This is a genomic window from Arthrobacter sp. TJ-236 (assembly GCF_058269235.1).
Genome location: NZ_JBZCNI010000002.1, coordinates 604750 through 618965, shown reverse-complemented (window position 1 = coordinate 618965; position 14216 = coordinate 604750). Strand labels below are relative to the sequence as shown.

The window sequence follows — 14216 nt, the reverse complement described above, 5'->3', positions numbered from 1 at the left end:
CCGCGGGCGGAGGAGGGACTCGTCATCCTCCGGCACGGGCCTGACGCTCCGACCGATCACGAGGCGGCTGACGCCTCACAGGAATGACCGGTCGGGTTGTCCCCGACCGGTCATCATGGCAGTGCAATCGACGTGCGCAGTGCCGCCAGCGAACCCCGTGCCGCTCAGGCGTCGAGGTCCACCTCACCGTTGGCGACGGCGTCCGCGCAAGCGCTGAGATCGGGCCCGGGCTTGAAGTCGACGAACTGCGGCTGCAGCTTCGCGAAGAGGAACTCGTACACCTCGTCGCGGGTCTTGCCGTCCATGGTCTCGACGGCTTCACGCACGGCGCCCTGCAGCGCTCGGTCCGAGTCGAGGAGGATCTTGTCGCGTGCTTCCTGGTTCCAGCCGATGGTGCTCAGTTCCATGAACAGCTCCTTGTGCGTCGTGGTGCGGTCCCGCCCCTGAATCCTAAGCAGGCTTAGCTCCCAGCCTAGGTGCCCGCCGCAGGAAACCCAACCCGCGATCCTCCGACGGTCAGCCTGCGTAGAACGCAGCCCCCAGGGCGGCTCCCACCTGGTGGATCTGCGTGAGGAAGGCGTCGTGACCGATGGGTGAGGAGATGGTGTGCACGGGTACCTCGCCGGGCAGTCCGGCCGCGAGGCGTTCGGATTGCACGGGGAAGTAGAGCCGGTCGGAGTCGACGGCCGCGACGAAGAACCGCGCGGTGGCCCGCCCCAGGGCCTCCTCGAGGCTTCCGCGCCCCCTGGCGGCGTCATGACTCATCAGCGCTTCGGTCAGCACCACGTAACTGTTGGCGTCGAAACGGTCCACCAGCTTGTCCGCCTGGTGGTCGAGGTAGCTCTCCACGCGGTAGCGGCCGCGCTCCGTCGGCAGGACACCGCCGAGCGGCTGCTCGTCGCCCTGCGCCGCACGGCCGAAGCGGACGTCCAGCTCGAATTCGGAGCGGTACGTGATATGGGCGATACGCCGCGCGATTCCCAGCCCGCCGTCCGGGTGCGGGCCGTCGTAGTAGTCGCCGTCACGGTAGGCGGGATCGAGGCGGATCGCCTGCAGCTGCGCCTGGGCGAACGCTATCTGTTCGGCCGAGCTGGCTGCGGTGCAGGCGATGACCGCGCATCGTTCCACGCGCTCCGGGAACACGAGGGCCCACTCCAGGGCGCGGGCGCCGCCCATCGAGCCGCCGAGCACGGAGTGCCAGCGCCCGACGCCGAGGAGGTCGGCGAGCAGCGCTTCCGCGCGGACTGAATCGCGGATGGTCACGAACGGGAAGCGCGAACCCCAGGGCGTGCCGTCCGGGGCGAGGCTGCCCGGCCCCGTCGAGCCGTAACATCCACCCAGCATGTTGACCGACACCACGAAGTACCGATCGGTGTCCACCGTGCGGCCCGGACCTACCAGGCCGTCCCACCAGCCGTCCTCCTCGGACTCCCCCCGCGCCACGTGCGAGCTGCCGGTGAGGGCATGCTGCACGAGGACGGCGTTCGAGGCGTCACTGTTGAGCCGTCCCCAGGTCTCGTACGCGAGGTGCACCTCGGGCAGCACTCCCCCGGTCTCGAGGTCCAACGGGCCGATCGACGCGACGCGGAGGATTCCGTCTCCGGCGGGATCGGCGGCGTCGGCCGCGGGCCTCAGGACAACAGGGGGGTGGGTCACGGGTGGTCAGGCTCCTTTGGCGGCGCGGAACCCCGCGTCGAGGTCGGCGAGGATGTCGTTGATGTTCTCGAGGCCCACGGACAGCCGCACGAGGCCGGGACGCACGCCCGCGGTGAGCTGCGCCTCCGCGCCGAGCTGGCTGTGCGTCGTCGACGCCGGATGGATGACGAGCGAGCGGACGTCACCGACGTTCGCCACGTGCGAGTGCAGTTCGAGTCCGTCCACGAACCGCGTGCCCGCCTCGTGCCCGCCGGCGATGTCGAAGCTGACGATCGCGCCGGTCCCGTTCCGCCCGTACTTCCTGCCGCGCTCGTACCAGGGACTGGACGGGAGGCCGGCGTAGGCCACGCGCTCGACGTCGTCGTGGGCCTCCAGCCACTCGGCGACCGTCTGCGCGTTCTGGACGTGCCGCTCGATCCGCAGGCTGAGCGTCTCCAGCCCCTGCGCGATCAGGAAGGCGTTGAACGGCGACACCGCGGCCCCGAGGTCCCGCAGCAGCTGCACGCGTGCTTTCAGGATGTAGGCGAGGTTGGCACCGAGGGCGCTGCCCACCCCGAGGTCACGCGCATAGACGAGTCCGTGGTAGCTCTCGTCGGGGGTGTTCAGGCCGGGGAAGCGGTCCGGGTACCGCGCGAAGTCGAAGTTCCCGGAATCGACGATCACGCCGGCGATGGCCGTGCCGTGCCCGCCGAGGTACTTGGTGGCCGAGTGCACCACGATGTCCGCACCCCACTCGATGGGTCGGATCAGGTAGGGCGTCGAGAGCGTGTTGTCGACGATCAGCGGGAACCCGTGCTCGTGGGCGACCGCGCTGATCCCCTCGAGGTCCAGGACGTCCTGGCGCGGATTGGAGACCACCTCGCCGAAGAACAGCTTGGTGTTCGGCCTGATCGCGGCGCGCCACTGCTCGAGATCGTCCGGATCCTCGACGAACGTGGTCTCGATACCGAACTTCCGCAGCGTGTGCTTGAAGAGGTTGTAGGTTCCGCCGTAGAGGCTCGGGCTCGCGACGATGTGGTCGCCCGCCTCCGCGATGTTGAGCACGGCGAACGTCTCCGCGGCCTGGCCCGAGGCGAGCAGCAGGGCGCCGACGCCGCCCTCCAGGCTGGCGATCCTCGTCTCCACCGCCTCCTGGGTCGGGTTGCCGATACGCGTGTAGATCGGCGCGAGTTCCGTCAGCGCGAAGCGGTTGGCGGCACTCTCCGCGCTCGGGAAGACGAACGACGACGTCTGGTAGATAGGGAGCGCGCGCGCCCCCGTTGCGGAGTCCGGCTCCTGGCCGGCGTGGATCTGGCGTGTCTCGAAAGACCACTCGTTGGACATGATGCTCCCTGTAGGAAGGGGCCTCGCTCGTGTCCGGAACCTGCCGACGTCTCGCCCAGGTCACCGGGCCGTCACGGGCCCGCGCTTGCGCGACGCCGGTGCGGCGTCGAGCCTGGTCTTCACCCGGGGCACCCCACCGCGGTTGGAGGGTTGCCGGCCAGCAAGCCGGGGCTTCGTGCTGGCACTCATGACCTGACTCCATGGAAGCGCACGGCCCCGCAGGAGGCAAGCCGTATGACACTTCGTGAAGGGACGAACGAGTAAGGCGAACCTAAGTCGAGACGTGGATCACTTAGTGCCAAGATATCGGCATGCGCCTGGATCATGTGTCGTACGCCTGTGAACCCGACGGTCTCGCCGCCACGGCAGAGCGGATCTCGACCAAGCTCGGGACGGACGCGGTGAGAGGCGGTGTGCATCCCCGCTTCGGTACACGGAACATGATCGTGCCCCTGGTCAACGGCCAGTACCTCGAGGTCGTGGAGGTCCTCGACCACCCCGCCTCGGACAAGGCCCCCTTCGGTCAGGCCGTCCGCGCCCGCTCCGAAGCCGGAGGCGGCTGGATGGGCTGGTGCGTCGCGGTGGACGATCTCGGTCCGTTCGAGGAACGCCTCGGACGCAGCGCCGTCCCGGGCAACCGCAAATTTCCCGACGGCCAGGAACTCTCCTGGCAGCAGATCGGCATCAAGGGCCTCATCGCCGATCCGCAGGTGCCCTACCTCCTCCGCTGGGACGAGGGTACCGAGGCCCTGCACCCCTCCCTCGCGCGTGCCGCATCGGTGAAGCTCGACTGCCTGACCATCGCCGGCTCGTCCGAGCGCGTCACCGAGTGGCTCGGCACGGAGGTCGAGGAGACGCTCGACGGCGTCCAGGTCCAGTGGATCGCCCCGAACGGCACGCCGGGCGTCATGTCCGTGACGTTCGAGACCGCCCACGGGCGGGTCGAGATCTAGCACGCAGCACCCTGCTCAGAAGAAGCTCAGACGAAGCTCAGACGAAAGGGACCGGCCGACGGCCGGTCCCTTTCTGTGTTCGTCAGTGGTTCGGCGCCGGCTCAGGCGTGGGTATAGGTCAGGCAGTCGGCGGCCTCGGCGCCGGGACCGACCTTGACCGCGGGTGCCGTGCACAGGAGATCCGCGTTGAACGAGCACTCCGAGCGCTGGCACGCCCCGACATGGGCGAGCATCTTCGGCAGTCCGCCGCTGATGGACGTGTCGATGAACGTGGCGCACGAGGCGTGCTCCTCGCTCCCGGACACCGTGATGGCGACCGCCGTGCAGCCGTCATGGTTGAAGGAGCAGTTGTGGACACTGCATTCGGAGACACTGGTGACGACGCTCATGATTCCTCCTGGGGGTGCGGCGGATCCTGACGGCGGAATCCGTACTTCTGCGGAATGAATTCACGGTAACACCGGTAATTGCGAATAATTTAGTCATGATTTGTGCGCGATAAAAGAAAAGGTAAGCCTTGGCTCAGCTACCTATTCCGATGGCCGGGCCGATCAGGGCGAACCCCACGAACCCGGTGATGTCGATCAGCGCGTGCGCGATCACGAGCGGCATGACGCGCTTGGTGCGCGTGTAGAACCAGGCGAAGAGCAGCCCCATCATCACGTTGCCGATGAACGGACCGAACCCCTGGTACAGGTGGTAGCTCCCCCGCAGGAGGGCACTCGTGATGATGATGGCGGGCGTCGACCACCCGAGTTCGCGCAGACGCAGCATGAGGTAGCCGACCACGATGACTTCCTCCAACACGGCGTGCCGCACCGCGGAGAGCACCAGCACCGGCACGGTCCACCAGTACTCGTCGAGCGCGGCTGGGACGATCGCCGTCGTGATGCCGAGAGCGCGGCCGGCCGCGTAGACGCCGAGCGTGCCGACGCCGATGATCCCGGCGAGGCCCACACCGAAACCGAAGGTCCTCAGCGGGCGGTCGAAGGTGAACCCCAGACGCCGGAAGGCCGATGTCCCCTGTCCGCTCAGGAGGAACAGCACCAGGGCGACCGGCACCAGCGCGAAGAAGATCCCGAGCAGCTGGTAGGTCAGGTCGATGTACTGGCGGTCGTCGAGCACCGGGTTCAACGTGGTGGTCTGTGCGGCCAGGGGCCCGCGGGACAACTTGTCCACGAGGCTCACGACGGCGTAGACGCCCGACTGCCCGAGCGAGAGCCCGAGCACGATCAGCAGTTCGGCCGTGATCCGGCGTCGCGGCGGCTGGACCGTCGGGACGGAGGAGGGTCGATCGGAGGAGCGTCGGTCGGTGGACATGGCGCCATCATTCCAGCGGCGGCTGGTGTTTCCCAGCGCGGCGGCACCGGAGCAGGCCCCCGATCCCGGCGGCCCAGGCGCGTGACACCTATCGACCGGACGGCGACGTCAGAGCAGGTCCTCGAGGACGTCCGCGAGGGCGATGGCTCCCGCGTCGGCGTCCTCGCGCTCCACGAACTCCTCGGGCGAGTGGCTGATACCCGTGGGATTGCGGACGAACAGCATCGCGGTGGGTGCGATGCTGCCGAGAATGCCGGCGTCGTGTCCCGCGCCCGTGGGGAGGGTCGGGGCGCCGGGGAAGGACCGGCCGAGCGCGAGGCCGAGCGTGCGCTGCAGGGCCCCGTCGAACCGGACGGTCCCGCTGCGGGATTCCTCGGTCAACGTGGCGCGGCAGCCCTCGAAGGCGCAGATCTTCTGCGCCTGACCGTGGATCCTCTCGATGAGCTGTGCGGTCACGGCGTCGTCCTCGTGACGGACGTCGAGCCAGAGGTCCACGCGGGAGGCGATCACGTTGGTACCACCTGGGACGGGTTGGAGCCGCCCGACCGTGGCGCGGGCGCCGTCCTGCTCGGCGGCGGCCTTCCGGGCGGCGAGGACCACCTGCGCGGCCGCGATCATGGGATCAGCGCGATCCGCCATGAGCGTGGTGCCGGCGTGGTTGCCCTGCCCGGTGATCGAGAGGCGCCAGCGTCCGTGGCCGATCATCGAGGAGCCGATGGCGACCGCGGAGTCGAGGTCGATCAGCCCGCGGCCCTGTTCGACGTGGAGTTCCACGAAGTCGCCGATCCTGCTGATGGCCTCCTCGTCCCGGCCGAGGTGGTCGACGTCGATGCCCGCGCTCCGGGCGGCGTCGGCGAAGGTGGTGCCGTCGGCGTCCGTCAGGGACCGCACGTGACCGGCGTCGAGGGACCCGGTGAGCAGCCGCGACCCGAGGCAGGAGACCCCGAAGCGCGAGCCCTCCTCCTCGGGGAACACGGCGACGGCCAGCGACCGGTGGGGCTGCACCCCTCGCTCGCGCAGGAGGTCGACGGCGACGAGGGCCGAGGCGACGCCGAGCGGACCGTCGAAGGCTCCCCCGCCCGGCACGGAGTCCAGGTGACTGCCGGTGACGAGTGCGCCGTCACGCCGGTCCGTGGCGTCCCACCACGCCCAGAGGATGCTGTTGCGGTCCGTCTCGACCGTCAGACCGCGTGCCATGGCTTCCGCGGCGAACCACTCGCGCAGGCTCAGCTCGGCACCGGTGAACACGCCGCGGGAGTACCCGCCGCGTGCCGGGTCGCGGCCCACGTCGCCTATGGTGTCGAGGACCGAGGAGACTGTCTGCACGGCGCTGCCTTTCTCCGGAGGATGAGGTCCCAGCATTCCACGAGGACGGCCGCGGGCTGCCCGGGACTGCCCGGACAGGCTTGTTAGGGTGAGTGGAGCCCACCGCGAAGGAAGCCCCGCCCCATGGCCCTCCCCCCGTCCGATGCGACGCGCAAGCCCCCGCGCCCGCAGGCCGTCCTGTCCGTGATCGAGACGCTGTGGCTGAGTCCGCACCTGGTCCGCGTGGTCGCGGGCGGGCCGGGATTCGCCGAGCTCCAGCACTGCGATGCCACCGACATGTACGTGAAGCTGCTGTTCGCGAAGCCAGAGCTCGGGCTGACGCCCCCGTACGACCTCCCCGCACTCAAGGACCGGCTCCCCTCCGGCGACCGCCCGGTCAAGCGCACCTACACCGTCCGGTGGCTGGACCGCGCCGCGCAGCGCCTGGCGATCGACTTCGTGGTGCACGGTGAGGCGGGCATCGCCGGGCCGTGGGCGGCTCGCGCCGTCCCGGGCGACGAGCTGGTGATGATGGGCCCCTCCGGGAAGTGGTCACCGGATCCCGACGCGGACTGGCACCTCTTCGTCGGCGACGACTCCGCCCTCCCGGCGATCTCCGCCGCACTCGAGGCCCTGCCGGCCACCGCCGTCGGGCATGCGTACCTCGAGGTGGACGGCGACGCCGACGTCCTGGAGATCGCACACCCCGAGGGTGTGGAGCTGCACTGGCTGCTGCGCGCCGGCCGGGAGCCGGGAACGACGACGCTGCTGGCCGACGCCGTCTCCGCCGGACCGTGGCCCGAGGGCCGCGTGGACGCCTTCGTGCACGGCGAGCGCGGCGCGATGAAGGCCCTGCGGGACGTCCTGTTCAAGGGCAGAGGGCTCGCACGTTCCCAGGTCTCGCTCTCGGGCTACTGGGCGTACGGCCGCGAGGAGGACACGTTCCAGGCCGAGAAGCGCGAACCGATCGGCAAGATCCTCCACGACTGAGGGCTCGTGCGGGCTCCGCCGGAGCGGTCGTCGCAGGGTTCGTCAGGCCGGGTCAGCCCGCGACGACGGGTCGCGGCCGGAGCGCGGGAAGCCGCTCGAGTTGCTGCAGCGCGGGTTCCGCGAGCCGCGCGAGGACGGGGCCGAGGACCGCCATGAGCAGCACGTACGTGGTGGCGAGGGCAGCGAGGTCCGGGACCACCGCCCCGGAGGCGACGGCGAGGCCCGCGATCACGATCGAGAACTCGCCGCGCGCCACGAGGGCCGACCCCGCGCGCACCCGGCCGCGGCGCCCGATCCCCTGCCGCTGAGCAGCCCACCAGCCCGTGGCGATCTTCGTCGCAGCCGTGATCACCGCGAGCAGCAGGGCGAAGCCGAGCACGGGCGGGATCGACGCGGGATCGGTGTTGAGTCCGAACACGACGAAGAAGATGGCGGCGAAGAGGTCGCGGAGAGGTTCGAGGATACGCGCGGCGTTCTCCGCCGTCGCACCCGAGATGGCGATCCCGAGGAGGAACGCGCCCACGGCCGCGGAGACCTGCAGGGCGGATGCCAGTCCGGCCACCAGCAGCGCGGCGCCGATGAGGGTGAGGAGGAAGACCTCGCGGTCGGTGCTGTCCACGACGGCCGAGACGACGTTGCCCCAGCGGAGGGCGATCACGAGGACGAGGGTGACCACGAGGAGCGAGATCCCCACGGTCCCCAGCCCGCCGGCGAAGCTGAGCCCTGCCAGGACCGCCGTCAGGACAGGAAGGTAGATGGCCATGGCGAGGTCCTCGAAGACGAGGATCGCGAGGACCGTGGGCGTCTCACGGTTGCCGAGGCGGCCGAGGTCGCTGATGACCTTCGCGGCGATGCCCGAGGAGGAGATGTAGGTAACCCCGCCCATGACGAGTGCGGCGACAGGCCCCCAGCCGAGGATCACGGCCACGAGCGCGCCGGGCGTGAAGTTGAGGACGAAATCCACCACACCCGCGAGCCACGACTGCCGGAGACCGGTCACGAGCTCCTTCGCCGTGTACTCCAGTCCCAGCATCAGCAGGAGCAGGACGACGCCGATCTCCCCGGCGATCTCACTGAACTCCATGACGCCCTCGAGTTCGATGAACCCGCCGTGTCCGAAGAACAGTCCGCCGATGAGGTAGAGCGGTATGGGCGAGAGCCCGATCCTCCCTGCGAGCCGCCCGAGGATGCCGAGGAAGAGCAGGACGGCCCCGAGTTCGATCAGGATGATGGCGGTCGAGTGCACGTTCCGATCAACCTCGTCGCAGGATGTCCGCCGCGGTGTCGAGTCCCTCGGAGGTGCCGACCACCACCAGCAGATCGCCGGCGGCGAGGGTGAAGTCGGGTGTGGGCGAGGCCTGGACCTGACCCGACCGGAGGACGGCGACCAGCGAGGCACCCGAGCGCGAACGCATCCGGGTGTCCGCGAGAGCGCGCCCGTCGAACGGGGAACCCGCCTCGACGAGGAACTGGCGGGTGGAGACGCCCGGGAGGTCCCGGTGCTCCTCCGTGAGCTGCGCCACGAGCTGGCGGGAACCGAGCAGGTTGCCGATCGTGGCGGCCTCGTCGGGCGTGAGAGGGATGGACGCCACGCAGGCGTCGGGGTCGTCGGCCTTCGAGATGATGAGGTCGAGATCGCCGTCACGCTGGGCGACGATCCCTACGCGCCGGCCCGAACCCGTGACGATCTCGCGCCGCACTCCGATGCCGGGGAGTCGAATCTCGATGACGTTCATGCGCCCATCCTAGACCCGCGGGGCACGAGCGACAGACGGTAGGGACGGCACTCGCGACGGCACGCTGGAGCGCGCTGCGGACTGCGTCCCGATCGCCCTCCGGACACGACGGCGGGGGTTCGTCCGGCACCGCTGCCAGGTCGCTGTGGACGTTGCTCCGCACCCTGTTCCCCGCGGTGATGTGCCTCCGCGTGGCCACCCGTCACACGGGCCGGAGGGCTTCCGCCGCGGCCGCGACGCTCACGGGGTCGGCGCCGACGTCGCGGGGATCGATGCCACTGAGCAGCACCGCGGCCAGCTCGGCGATGGCCGAGGACGTCTGGAACCCGTATCCGCCCTGCCCGGCGAGCCAGAAGAACCCCGGGTGCCGGGAATCGAACCCCACCACCGGCAGGCCCGATTTCCGCTGGGTCCGCAGCCCCGTCCAGGAACGGACCACGGAGCTGATGCCCAGTGTGGTCAGCGTCCCGAGGTGCTCCACGAGCCGCTCGACGTCCCCCGGGTGCGGCTGGGCGTCCCCGGCCTCGGCCGGTTCCGCCTCGCTCGGCGAGATGAGCACGCCCTCGGCATCGGGGCGGTAGTAGAAGGACTCGTCGGCGGCGGCGACCATCGGTGTACCGAGCGCCGGCGCATTGTCCGCCCTGACGATCGCGGCGGTCCTGCGGTGCGGCACGAGCCCCTGCGGAGCGACGCCGCACACGCTCGCGAGGCCGTCGGCCCAGGCACCGGCGGCGTCGACCACGATCTCCGCCGTGATGGGCCGGTAGCCCGCGCGCACGCTCCAGCCCGTACCGTCGTAGCGCGCGGACGTGACCTCGGCGCCGGTGAGGATGATGACGCCGTCGTCGCTCGCGCTCCGCCGGTGGTACTCGAGCAGGAGATCCGTGTCCGTGCCGACGCACGCCTCGTCGATCGCCGCCGCGGCGAAGGCGCCGAGGCGCAGCTGCGGTGCGAGCTCCAGCGCTTCGGCGTGCGAAACACGCCGCATCGCGGCGCTCGCCCCGGCCTCCACCTGCTCCTCGGAGCCGACGAGCAGGAAGGAACGCGGCACGGTGAGCGGCAGGCCCGTGGAGGACTGGACACCCGCGAGCAGGTCGAGGGTGCGCCGGGTGAGGTCGAGGACCGGCTCGGGGCCGTAGCTCGGGATGAGCTGGCGTGCCGAGCGCGACGACGTGTGGTACCCGAGCGTTGCCTCGGCCTCGACGAGCACCACACTGGCGAAGGGCGCGACGGCGGACGCCAGGGAGAGACCGGCGATGCCGCCGCCGACGATGAGGATGTCGCACTCGAGGGAGCTCATGCGGTCATCCTAGGAGGGGTCTCCCCCATCCGGCGTTCCGGCGGCGTGGGGCCTCGCTCAGGAGGCGCCGACGTGCGCACCCTGCTCGGCGTCGTCGTGCTCCGGTGCGCCCGCGGAGACGTCGGCGCGCGCCGCGACGAAGGCGCGCACGCACGACTCGATGTCCTCGTCCGTGTGGGCCGCGGAGAGCTGCACGCGGATGCGCGCCTTGCCCTTAGGCACCACCGGGTAGCTGAAGGCCGTCACGAAGACACCGTGCGCGAGTATCGCGTCCGCCGTCCGCGCGGCGAGGACCGCGTCACCGAACATGACCGGGATGATGGCGTGCTCGCCGTCGAGGAGGTCGAAGCCCTCCTCGGTCATCCGGCGGCGGAAGAGCGCCGCGTTGTCGGTCAGCCTGCCGCGGAGCTCGGCACTGTTCTCGACGAGGTCGAGCGCAGTGAGCGTTGCGGCGACGATCGACGGTGCCAGCGAGTTCGAGAACAGGTACGGACGCGCCCGCTGGCGCAGCAGCGCCACGATCTCGGCGCGTGCGGCGACGTACCCGCCGGACGCGCCGCCGAGCGCCTTGCCGAAGGTCCCGGTGAAGATGTCCACGCGGTCGGCGACACCCGCGTGCTCCGGCGTTCCTGCGCCGCTCGGGCCCATGAAGCCGACGGCATGGGAGTCGTCGACCATGACCATCGCGTCGTAGCGCTCTGCGAGGTCGCAGATGGCCTCGAGCGGCGCGAGGTAGCCGTCCATCGAGAAGATGCCGTCGGTGACCACGAGGCGTCGCCGTGCCCCCGATGCCTCCTGGAGCTTCGCCTCGAGGTCCGCCATGTCGCGGTTCGCGTAGCGGAAGCGCTGGGCCTTGGAGAGCCGGATGCCGTCGATGATGGACGCGTGGTTCAGGGCGTCCGAGATCACGGCGTCCTCGGCGCCGAGCAGCGACTCGAAGACCCCGCCGTTCGCGTCGAAGCAGGAGGAGAAGAGAATGGTGTCCTCCGTGCCGAGGAACTGCGAGACGCGGCGCTCCAGCTCGAGGTGGAGGTCCTGCGTACCGCAGATGAAGCGGACAGAGGCCATGCCGAAGCCACGCTCGTCGAGGGCCGTCTTCGCGGCCGCGATGATGTCCGGGTGGTCCGCCAGCCCCAGGTAATTGTTGGCGCAGAAGTTGAGCACCCGAGCGCCCTCGGCGTCGAGCGCCCCGGCCGTGATGTGGCTGGACTGCGCGGAAGAGATGCGGCGCTCGTGCTTGAAGAGGCCTGCGTCCCTGATGTCGTCGAGCTCACCGGCGAGCTGGTCGCGAACTGCTGAGTACATGGTGTTCCTGCCTCCCTAGAAGACGGTCCAGTCGAGGACCACTTTGCCACCGGCGCCGTCGCGCGCGGTCCTGAATCCCTGCTGCCACTCACTCGCCGGCAGGCAGTCGGTGACCACCGACGAGACGGCGTCGCGCAGCGTCCGGTTGGACTGCAGCATGGCGCTCATCGCGTACCAGGTCTCGAACATCTCGCGTCCGTAGATGCCCTTGAGCGTGAGCATGTGCGTGACCACCTTGCCCCAGTCGATGGTGATGGGCGCCGAGGGCAGGCCCAGCATCGCGATCCTGCCGCCGTGGTTCATGTTGTCGATCATCTCGGGCAGCGCCGTGGCGTGGCCGGACATCTCCATCCCGACGTCGAAGCCCTCCTTCATGCCGAGCTCCCGCTGCGCGTCGGCGATGCGCGTCCGGCTGACGTCGACGGCGATGTCCGCCCCGACCCCGCGGGCCAGCGCGAGCCGCGACGGCGAGACGTCGGTGATCGCGATCTTGCGGGCTCCGGCGTGCCGGGCGACCGCGACGGCCATCAGGCCGATGGGACCCGCCCCGGTGATGAGCACGTCCTCGCCGACGAGCGGGAAGCTCAGGGCAGTGTGGACGGCGTTGCCGAACGGATCGAAGACGGCGCCGAGTTCGGGGGTGATCGTGGCGTCGTGCACCCACACGTTGGTCTCCGGGACGACGACGAATTCGGCGAAGGCGCCGTCGCGCTGCACGCCGACACTGGAGGTCCTGATGCACATCTGCCGGCGGCCGGCGCGGCAGTTGCGGCAGATCCCGCAGACGATGTGCCCCTCACCCGAGACGCGGTCGCCGACCCGCACGTCGCGGATCCCCTCGCCGAGGGCCACGACCTCCCCGTAGAACTCGTGACCGGGAATGAGCGGCGCCGTGATCATGCCCTGCGCCCAGGAGTCCCAGCTCTCGATGTGGAGGTCCGTGCCGCAGATGCCCGTGGTCATCACGCGGATCTTGACCTCGCCCCACCCCGCCTCGGGCTCGGGGCGATCCACGAGCTCGAAGCCCGGACGGGCTCCGGAGGTGTACAGCGCCTTCACTGACCACGTCCTTCCACGCCGCTTCCCGATCACGGCGGGGTGGGCCGGAGGGTGCGGTACGAGTGCTGGGCGGGATGTGCCCGGAGCAACGATATCAGCGGGCTCCGGGCGGGACCTCCGCGGCGGGTGCCCTCTCGACGGCGCGCGGGTATCGAGCCGTTCCGCGGCCGGGCGGGACGCGGATTGTTCCGGGGCCGGGCGGGACCTACGCGGCGGGTGCCCACTCGGCCGCACCCGGGCCGCGATGCCGTCAGTCCTGGAGGACGGCGTGCAACGTCTCGATCCCGAGTGCACGGAGCGCCGGGGCGTCGTCCGACGACGCCGCGAGTGCGCTGCCCAGACTCACCGCCCAGCCACGGGCGCGGTCCCACAGGCCCGGATCGGCGGGCACACGATCGTCGATGAGCCTGCGGAACGCAGCACGCCCGGTGACGCCGAAGTGCAGCCACGCCGCCGCGAGGTCCGTTGCCGGGTCGCCCGCGCACAGGTCGCCGAAGTCGACGACGCCGGCGAGCTCCCCCCGCTGTGTCAGCACGGTGTTGGCCGGGTGCAGGTCGCCGTGCAGCCAGACGGGCGGCGCGGACCGGGTGGGCGCGGTGACCGCGCGTGCCCAGACGTCCTGCACCGTGCTGCCCGGTCCCTGCCCGAGGGAGACGAGCCGCGCACGCACGACGTCGTCGCGCGCTGCGAGCGGTCCTCCGCGGCCCACCGGACTCACCGGGGCGTCGTCGGGCGCGGGCCGATGGAAGTCGGCGAGGAAACGGGCCAGCGGGACGGCGGCCGGTGTCCGGTCGGCGCGCGGGACGGCGGCGGCCGGGACGCCCTCGATCCAGCGGCAGACCGACCAGTGCCAGGGGTACCCCGCGCCGGGTACCCCGACGCGCAACGGTGCCGACGTCGGGAGCCCCACCGTGCGCACGAGGCCGGGCAGCCAGCGCTGCTCCTCGATCATGAGGGCGTCCGCGACCGCGCGCCTCGGCAGCCGCACCAGGAGCGCCGGTCCGAGCCGGAACAGCTTGTTGTCCCAGCCGTTGCCCACGAACTCCACGGGAAGATCGGCCAGGTCGGGGTGCTGCTCGTGCAGCAGCGATCGGACGAGGGCGGCCGTGACGTCGAACTCGGCCTGCGGCATCAGGGCCATCGGAACCTCCTGGAACTGCAGAGCCGGGGCAACGGGCCGGACCCGGGGTGAATTCACCCCGGGTCCGGCCGGCCGCCGCGGCGATCCGACCGGACCTGCATCCGACCAGGTGTGCATGCGATCAGGCG

General features: G+C 70.5%; 14 protein-coding genes and 1 riboswitch. Of the genes, 2 read left to right on the top strand and 12 right to left on the bottom strand.

Going from position 1 to position 14216, the window contains the following annotated elements:
- Positions 1 to 164: 164 nt before the first annotated feature.
- The 3 genes from AC4D16_RS11465 to AC4D16_RS11455 all read right to left on the bottom strand — a co-directional run bounded on the left by AC4D16_RS11465 (position 165) and on the right by AC4D16_RS11455 (position 2979).
- Positions 165 to 407, bottom strand: coding sequence for a hypothetical protein (locus tag AC4D16_RS11465; RefSeq protein ID WP_490955085.1), 243 nt, complete (start codon positions 405 to 407; stop codon positions 165 to 167).
- Between the two features lie 109 nt (positions 408 to 516).
- Positions 517 to 1656, bottom strand: a complete 1140-nt coding sequence (gene metX, locus AC4D16_RS11460; RefSeq protein WP_490955084.1) for a homoserine O-acetyltransferase MetX — start codon at positions 1654 to 1656, stop codon at positions 517 to 519.
- 6 nt (positions 1657 to 1662) lie between these two features.
- Entirely contained in the window at positions 1663 to 2979 is a 1317-nt protein-coding gene (locus AC4D16_RS11455) for a bifunctional o-acetylhomoserine/o-acetylserine sulfhydrylase (RefSeq protein ID WP_490955083.1), read from the bottom strand.
- Between the two features lie 76 nt (positions 2980 to 3055).
- A riboswitch (SAM riboswitch) is annotated at positions 3056 to 3172 on the bottom strand.
- A gap of 118 nt (positions 3173 to 3290) precedes the next feature.
- Here AC4D16_RS11455 and AC4D16_RS11450 point away from each other — a divergent pair.
- Positions 3291 to 3932 (top strand): VOC family protein, encoded by a 642-nt coding sequence (locus tag AC4D16_RS11450; protein ID WP_490950687.1) that lies wholly within the window; start codon positions 3291 to 3293, stop codon positions 3930 to 3932.
- A 101-nt stretch (positions 3933 to 4033) separates the two neighbouring features.
- Here the strand turns inward: AC4D16_RS11450 and AC4D16_RS11445 are convergent, their stop codons facing one another.
- The 3 genes from AC4D16_RS11445 to AC4D16_RS11435 all read right to left on the bottom strand — a co-directional run bounded on the left by AC4D16_RS11445 (position 4034) and on the right by AC4D16_RS11435 (position 6578).
- Positions 4034 to 4321: a DUF1540 domain-containing protein gene (locus AC4D16_RS11445; protein ID WP_490950686.1), complete on the bottom strand. Its 288-nt coding sequence runs from the start codon at positions 4319 to 4321 to the stop codon at positions 4034 to 4036.
- Between the two features lie 133 nt (positions 4322 to 4454).
- On the bottom strand, positions 4455 to 5252 hold the full coding sequence (locus AC4D16_RS11440; protein ID WP_490955082.1) for a CPBP family intramembrane glutamic endopeptidase: 798 nt from the start codon (positions 5250 to 5252) through the stop codon (positions 4455 to 4457).
- Between the two features lie 108 nt (positions 5253 to 5360).
- A complete protein-coding gene (locus tag AC4D16_RS11435) occupies positions 5361 to 6578 on the bottom strand; it encodes an allantoate amidohydrolase (RefSeq protein WP_490955081.1) in 1218 nt (405 codons plus the stop codon).
- Between the two features lie 123 nt (positions 6579 to 6701).
- On the opposite strand from AC4D16_RS11435, the gene AC4D16_RS11430 reads away from it, so the two are divergent.
- Positions 6702 to 7547, top strand: coding sequence for a siderophore-interacting protein (locus tag AC4D16_RS11430; RefSeq protein WP_490955080.1), 846 nt, complete (start codon positions 6702 to 6704; stop codon positions 7545 to 7547).
- A gap of 52 nt (positions 7548 to 7599) precedes the next feature.
- Here AC4D16_RS11430 and AC4D16_RS11425 read toward each other — a convergent pair whose 3' ends face one another.
- The 6 genes from AC4D16_RS11425 to AC4D16_RS11400 form a co-directional block, all read right to left on the bottom strand.
- Positions 7600 to 8793, bottom strand: coding sequence for a cation:proton antiporter (locus tag AC4D16_RS11425; RefSeq protein WP_490950682.1), 1194 nt, complete (start codon positions 8791 to 8793; stop codon positions 7600 to 7602).
- Positions 8794 to 8800: 7 nt separating this feature from the next.
- A complete protein-coding gene (locus tag AC4D16_RS11420) occupies positions 8801 to 9283 on the bottom strand; it encodes a cation:proton antiporter regulatory subunit (protein ID WP_490950681.1) in 483 nt (160 codons plus the stop codon).
- A gap of 202 nt (positions 9284 to 9485) precedes the next feature.
- Positions 9486 to 10583 carry an NAD(P)/FAD-dependent oxidoreductase gene (locus tag AC4D16_RS11415; protein ID WP_490955079.1) on the bottom strand — a complete coding sequence of 366 codons (1098 nt, stop codon included), beginning with the start codon at positions 10581 to 10583 and terminating at the stop codon, positions 9486 to 9488.
- A gap of 57 nt (positions 10584 to 10640) precedes the next feature.
- A complete protein-coding gene (locus tag AC4D16_RS11410) occupies positions 10641 to 11888 on the bottom strand; it encodes a glycine C-acetyltransferase (RefSeq protein WP_490955078.1) in 1248 nt (415 codons plus the stop codon).
- Between the two features lie 15 nt (positions 11889 to 11903).
- Positions 11904 to 12947: an L-threonine 3-dehydrogenase gene (tdh, locus tag AC4D16_RS11405; protein ID WP_490955077.1), complete on the bottom strand. Its 1044-nt coding sequence runs from the start codon at positions 12945 to 12947 to the stop codon at positions 11904 to 11906.
- A 250-nt stretch (positions 12948 to 13197) separates the two neighbouring features.
- Positions 13198 to 14088 (bottom strand): aminoglycoside phosphotransferase family protein, encoded by an 891-nt coding sequence (locus tag AC4D16_RS11400; RefSeq protein WP_490955076.1) that lies wholly within the window; start codon positions 14086 to 14088, stop codon positions 13198 to 13200.
- Positions 14089 to 14216: the final 128 nt, after the last annotated feature.

Excerpts from the sequence above, each read along its gene's own strand:
- AC4D16_RS11410 (WP_490955078.1), bottom strand. The coding sequence starts at position 11,888 with ATGTACTCAGCAGTTCGCGACCAGCTCGCCGGTGAGCTCGACGACATC.
- AC4D16_RS11440 (WP_490955082.1), bottom strand. The coding sequence starts at position 5,252 with ATGTCCACCGACCGACGCTCCTCCGATCGACCCTCCTCCGTCCCGACG.
- AC4D16_RS11400 (WP_490955076.1), bottom strand. The coding sequence starts at position 14,088 with ATGGCCCTGATGCCGCAGGCCGAGTTCGACGTCACGGCCGCCCTCGTC.
- AC4D16_RS11450 (WP_490950687.1), top strand. The coding sequence starts at position 3,291 with ATGCGCCTGGATCATGTGTCGTACGCCTGTGAACCCGACGGTCTCGCC.
- AC4D16_RS11465 (WP_490955085.1), bottom strand. The coding sequence starts at position 407 with ATGGAACTGAGCACCATCGGCTGGAACCAGGAAGCACGCGACAAGATC.
- AC4D16_RS11420 (WP_490950681.1), bottom strand. The coding sequence starts at position 9,283 with ATGAACGTCATCGAGATTCGACTCCCCGGCATCGGAGTGCGGCGCGAG.
- AC4D16_RS11455 (WP_490955083.1), bottom strand. The coding sequence starts at position 2,979 with ATGTCCAACGAGTGGTCTTTCGAGACACGCCAGATCCACGCCGGCCAG.
- AC4D16_RS11430 (WP_490955080.1), top strand. The coding sequence starts at position 6,702 with ATGGCCCTCCCCCCGTCCGATGCGACGCGCAAGCCCCCGCGCCCGCAG.
- AC4D16_RS11415 (WP_490955079.1), bottom strand. The coding sequence starts at position 10,583 with ATGAGCTCCCTCGAGTGCGACATCCTCATCGTCGGCGGCGGCATCGCC.
- AC4D16_RS11445 (WP_490950686.1), bottom strand. The coding sequence starts at position 4,321 with ATGAGCGTCGTCACCAGTGTCTCCGAATGCAGTGTCCACAACTGCTCC.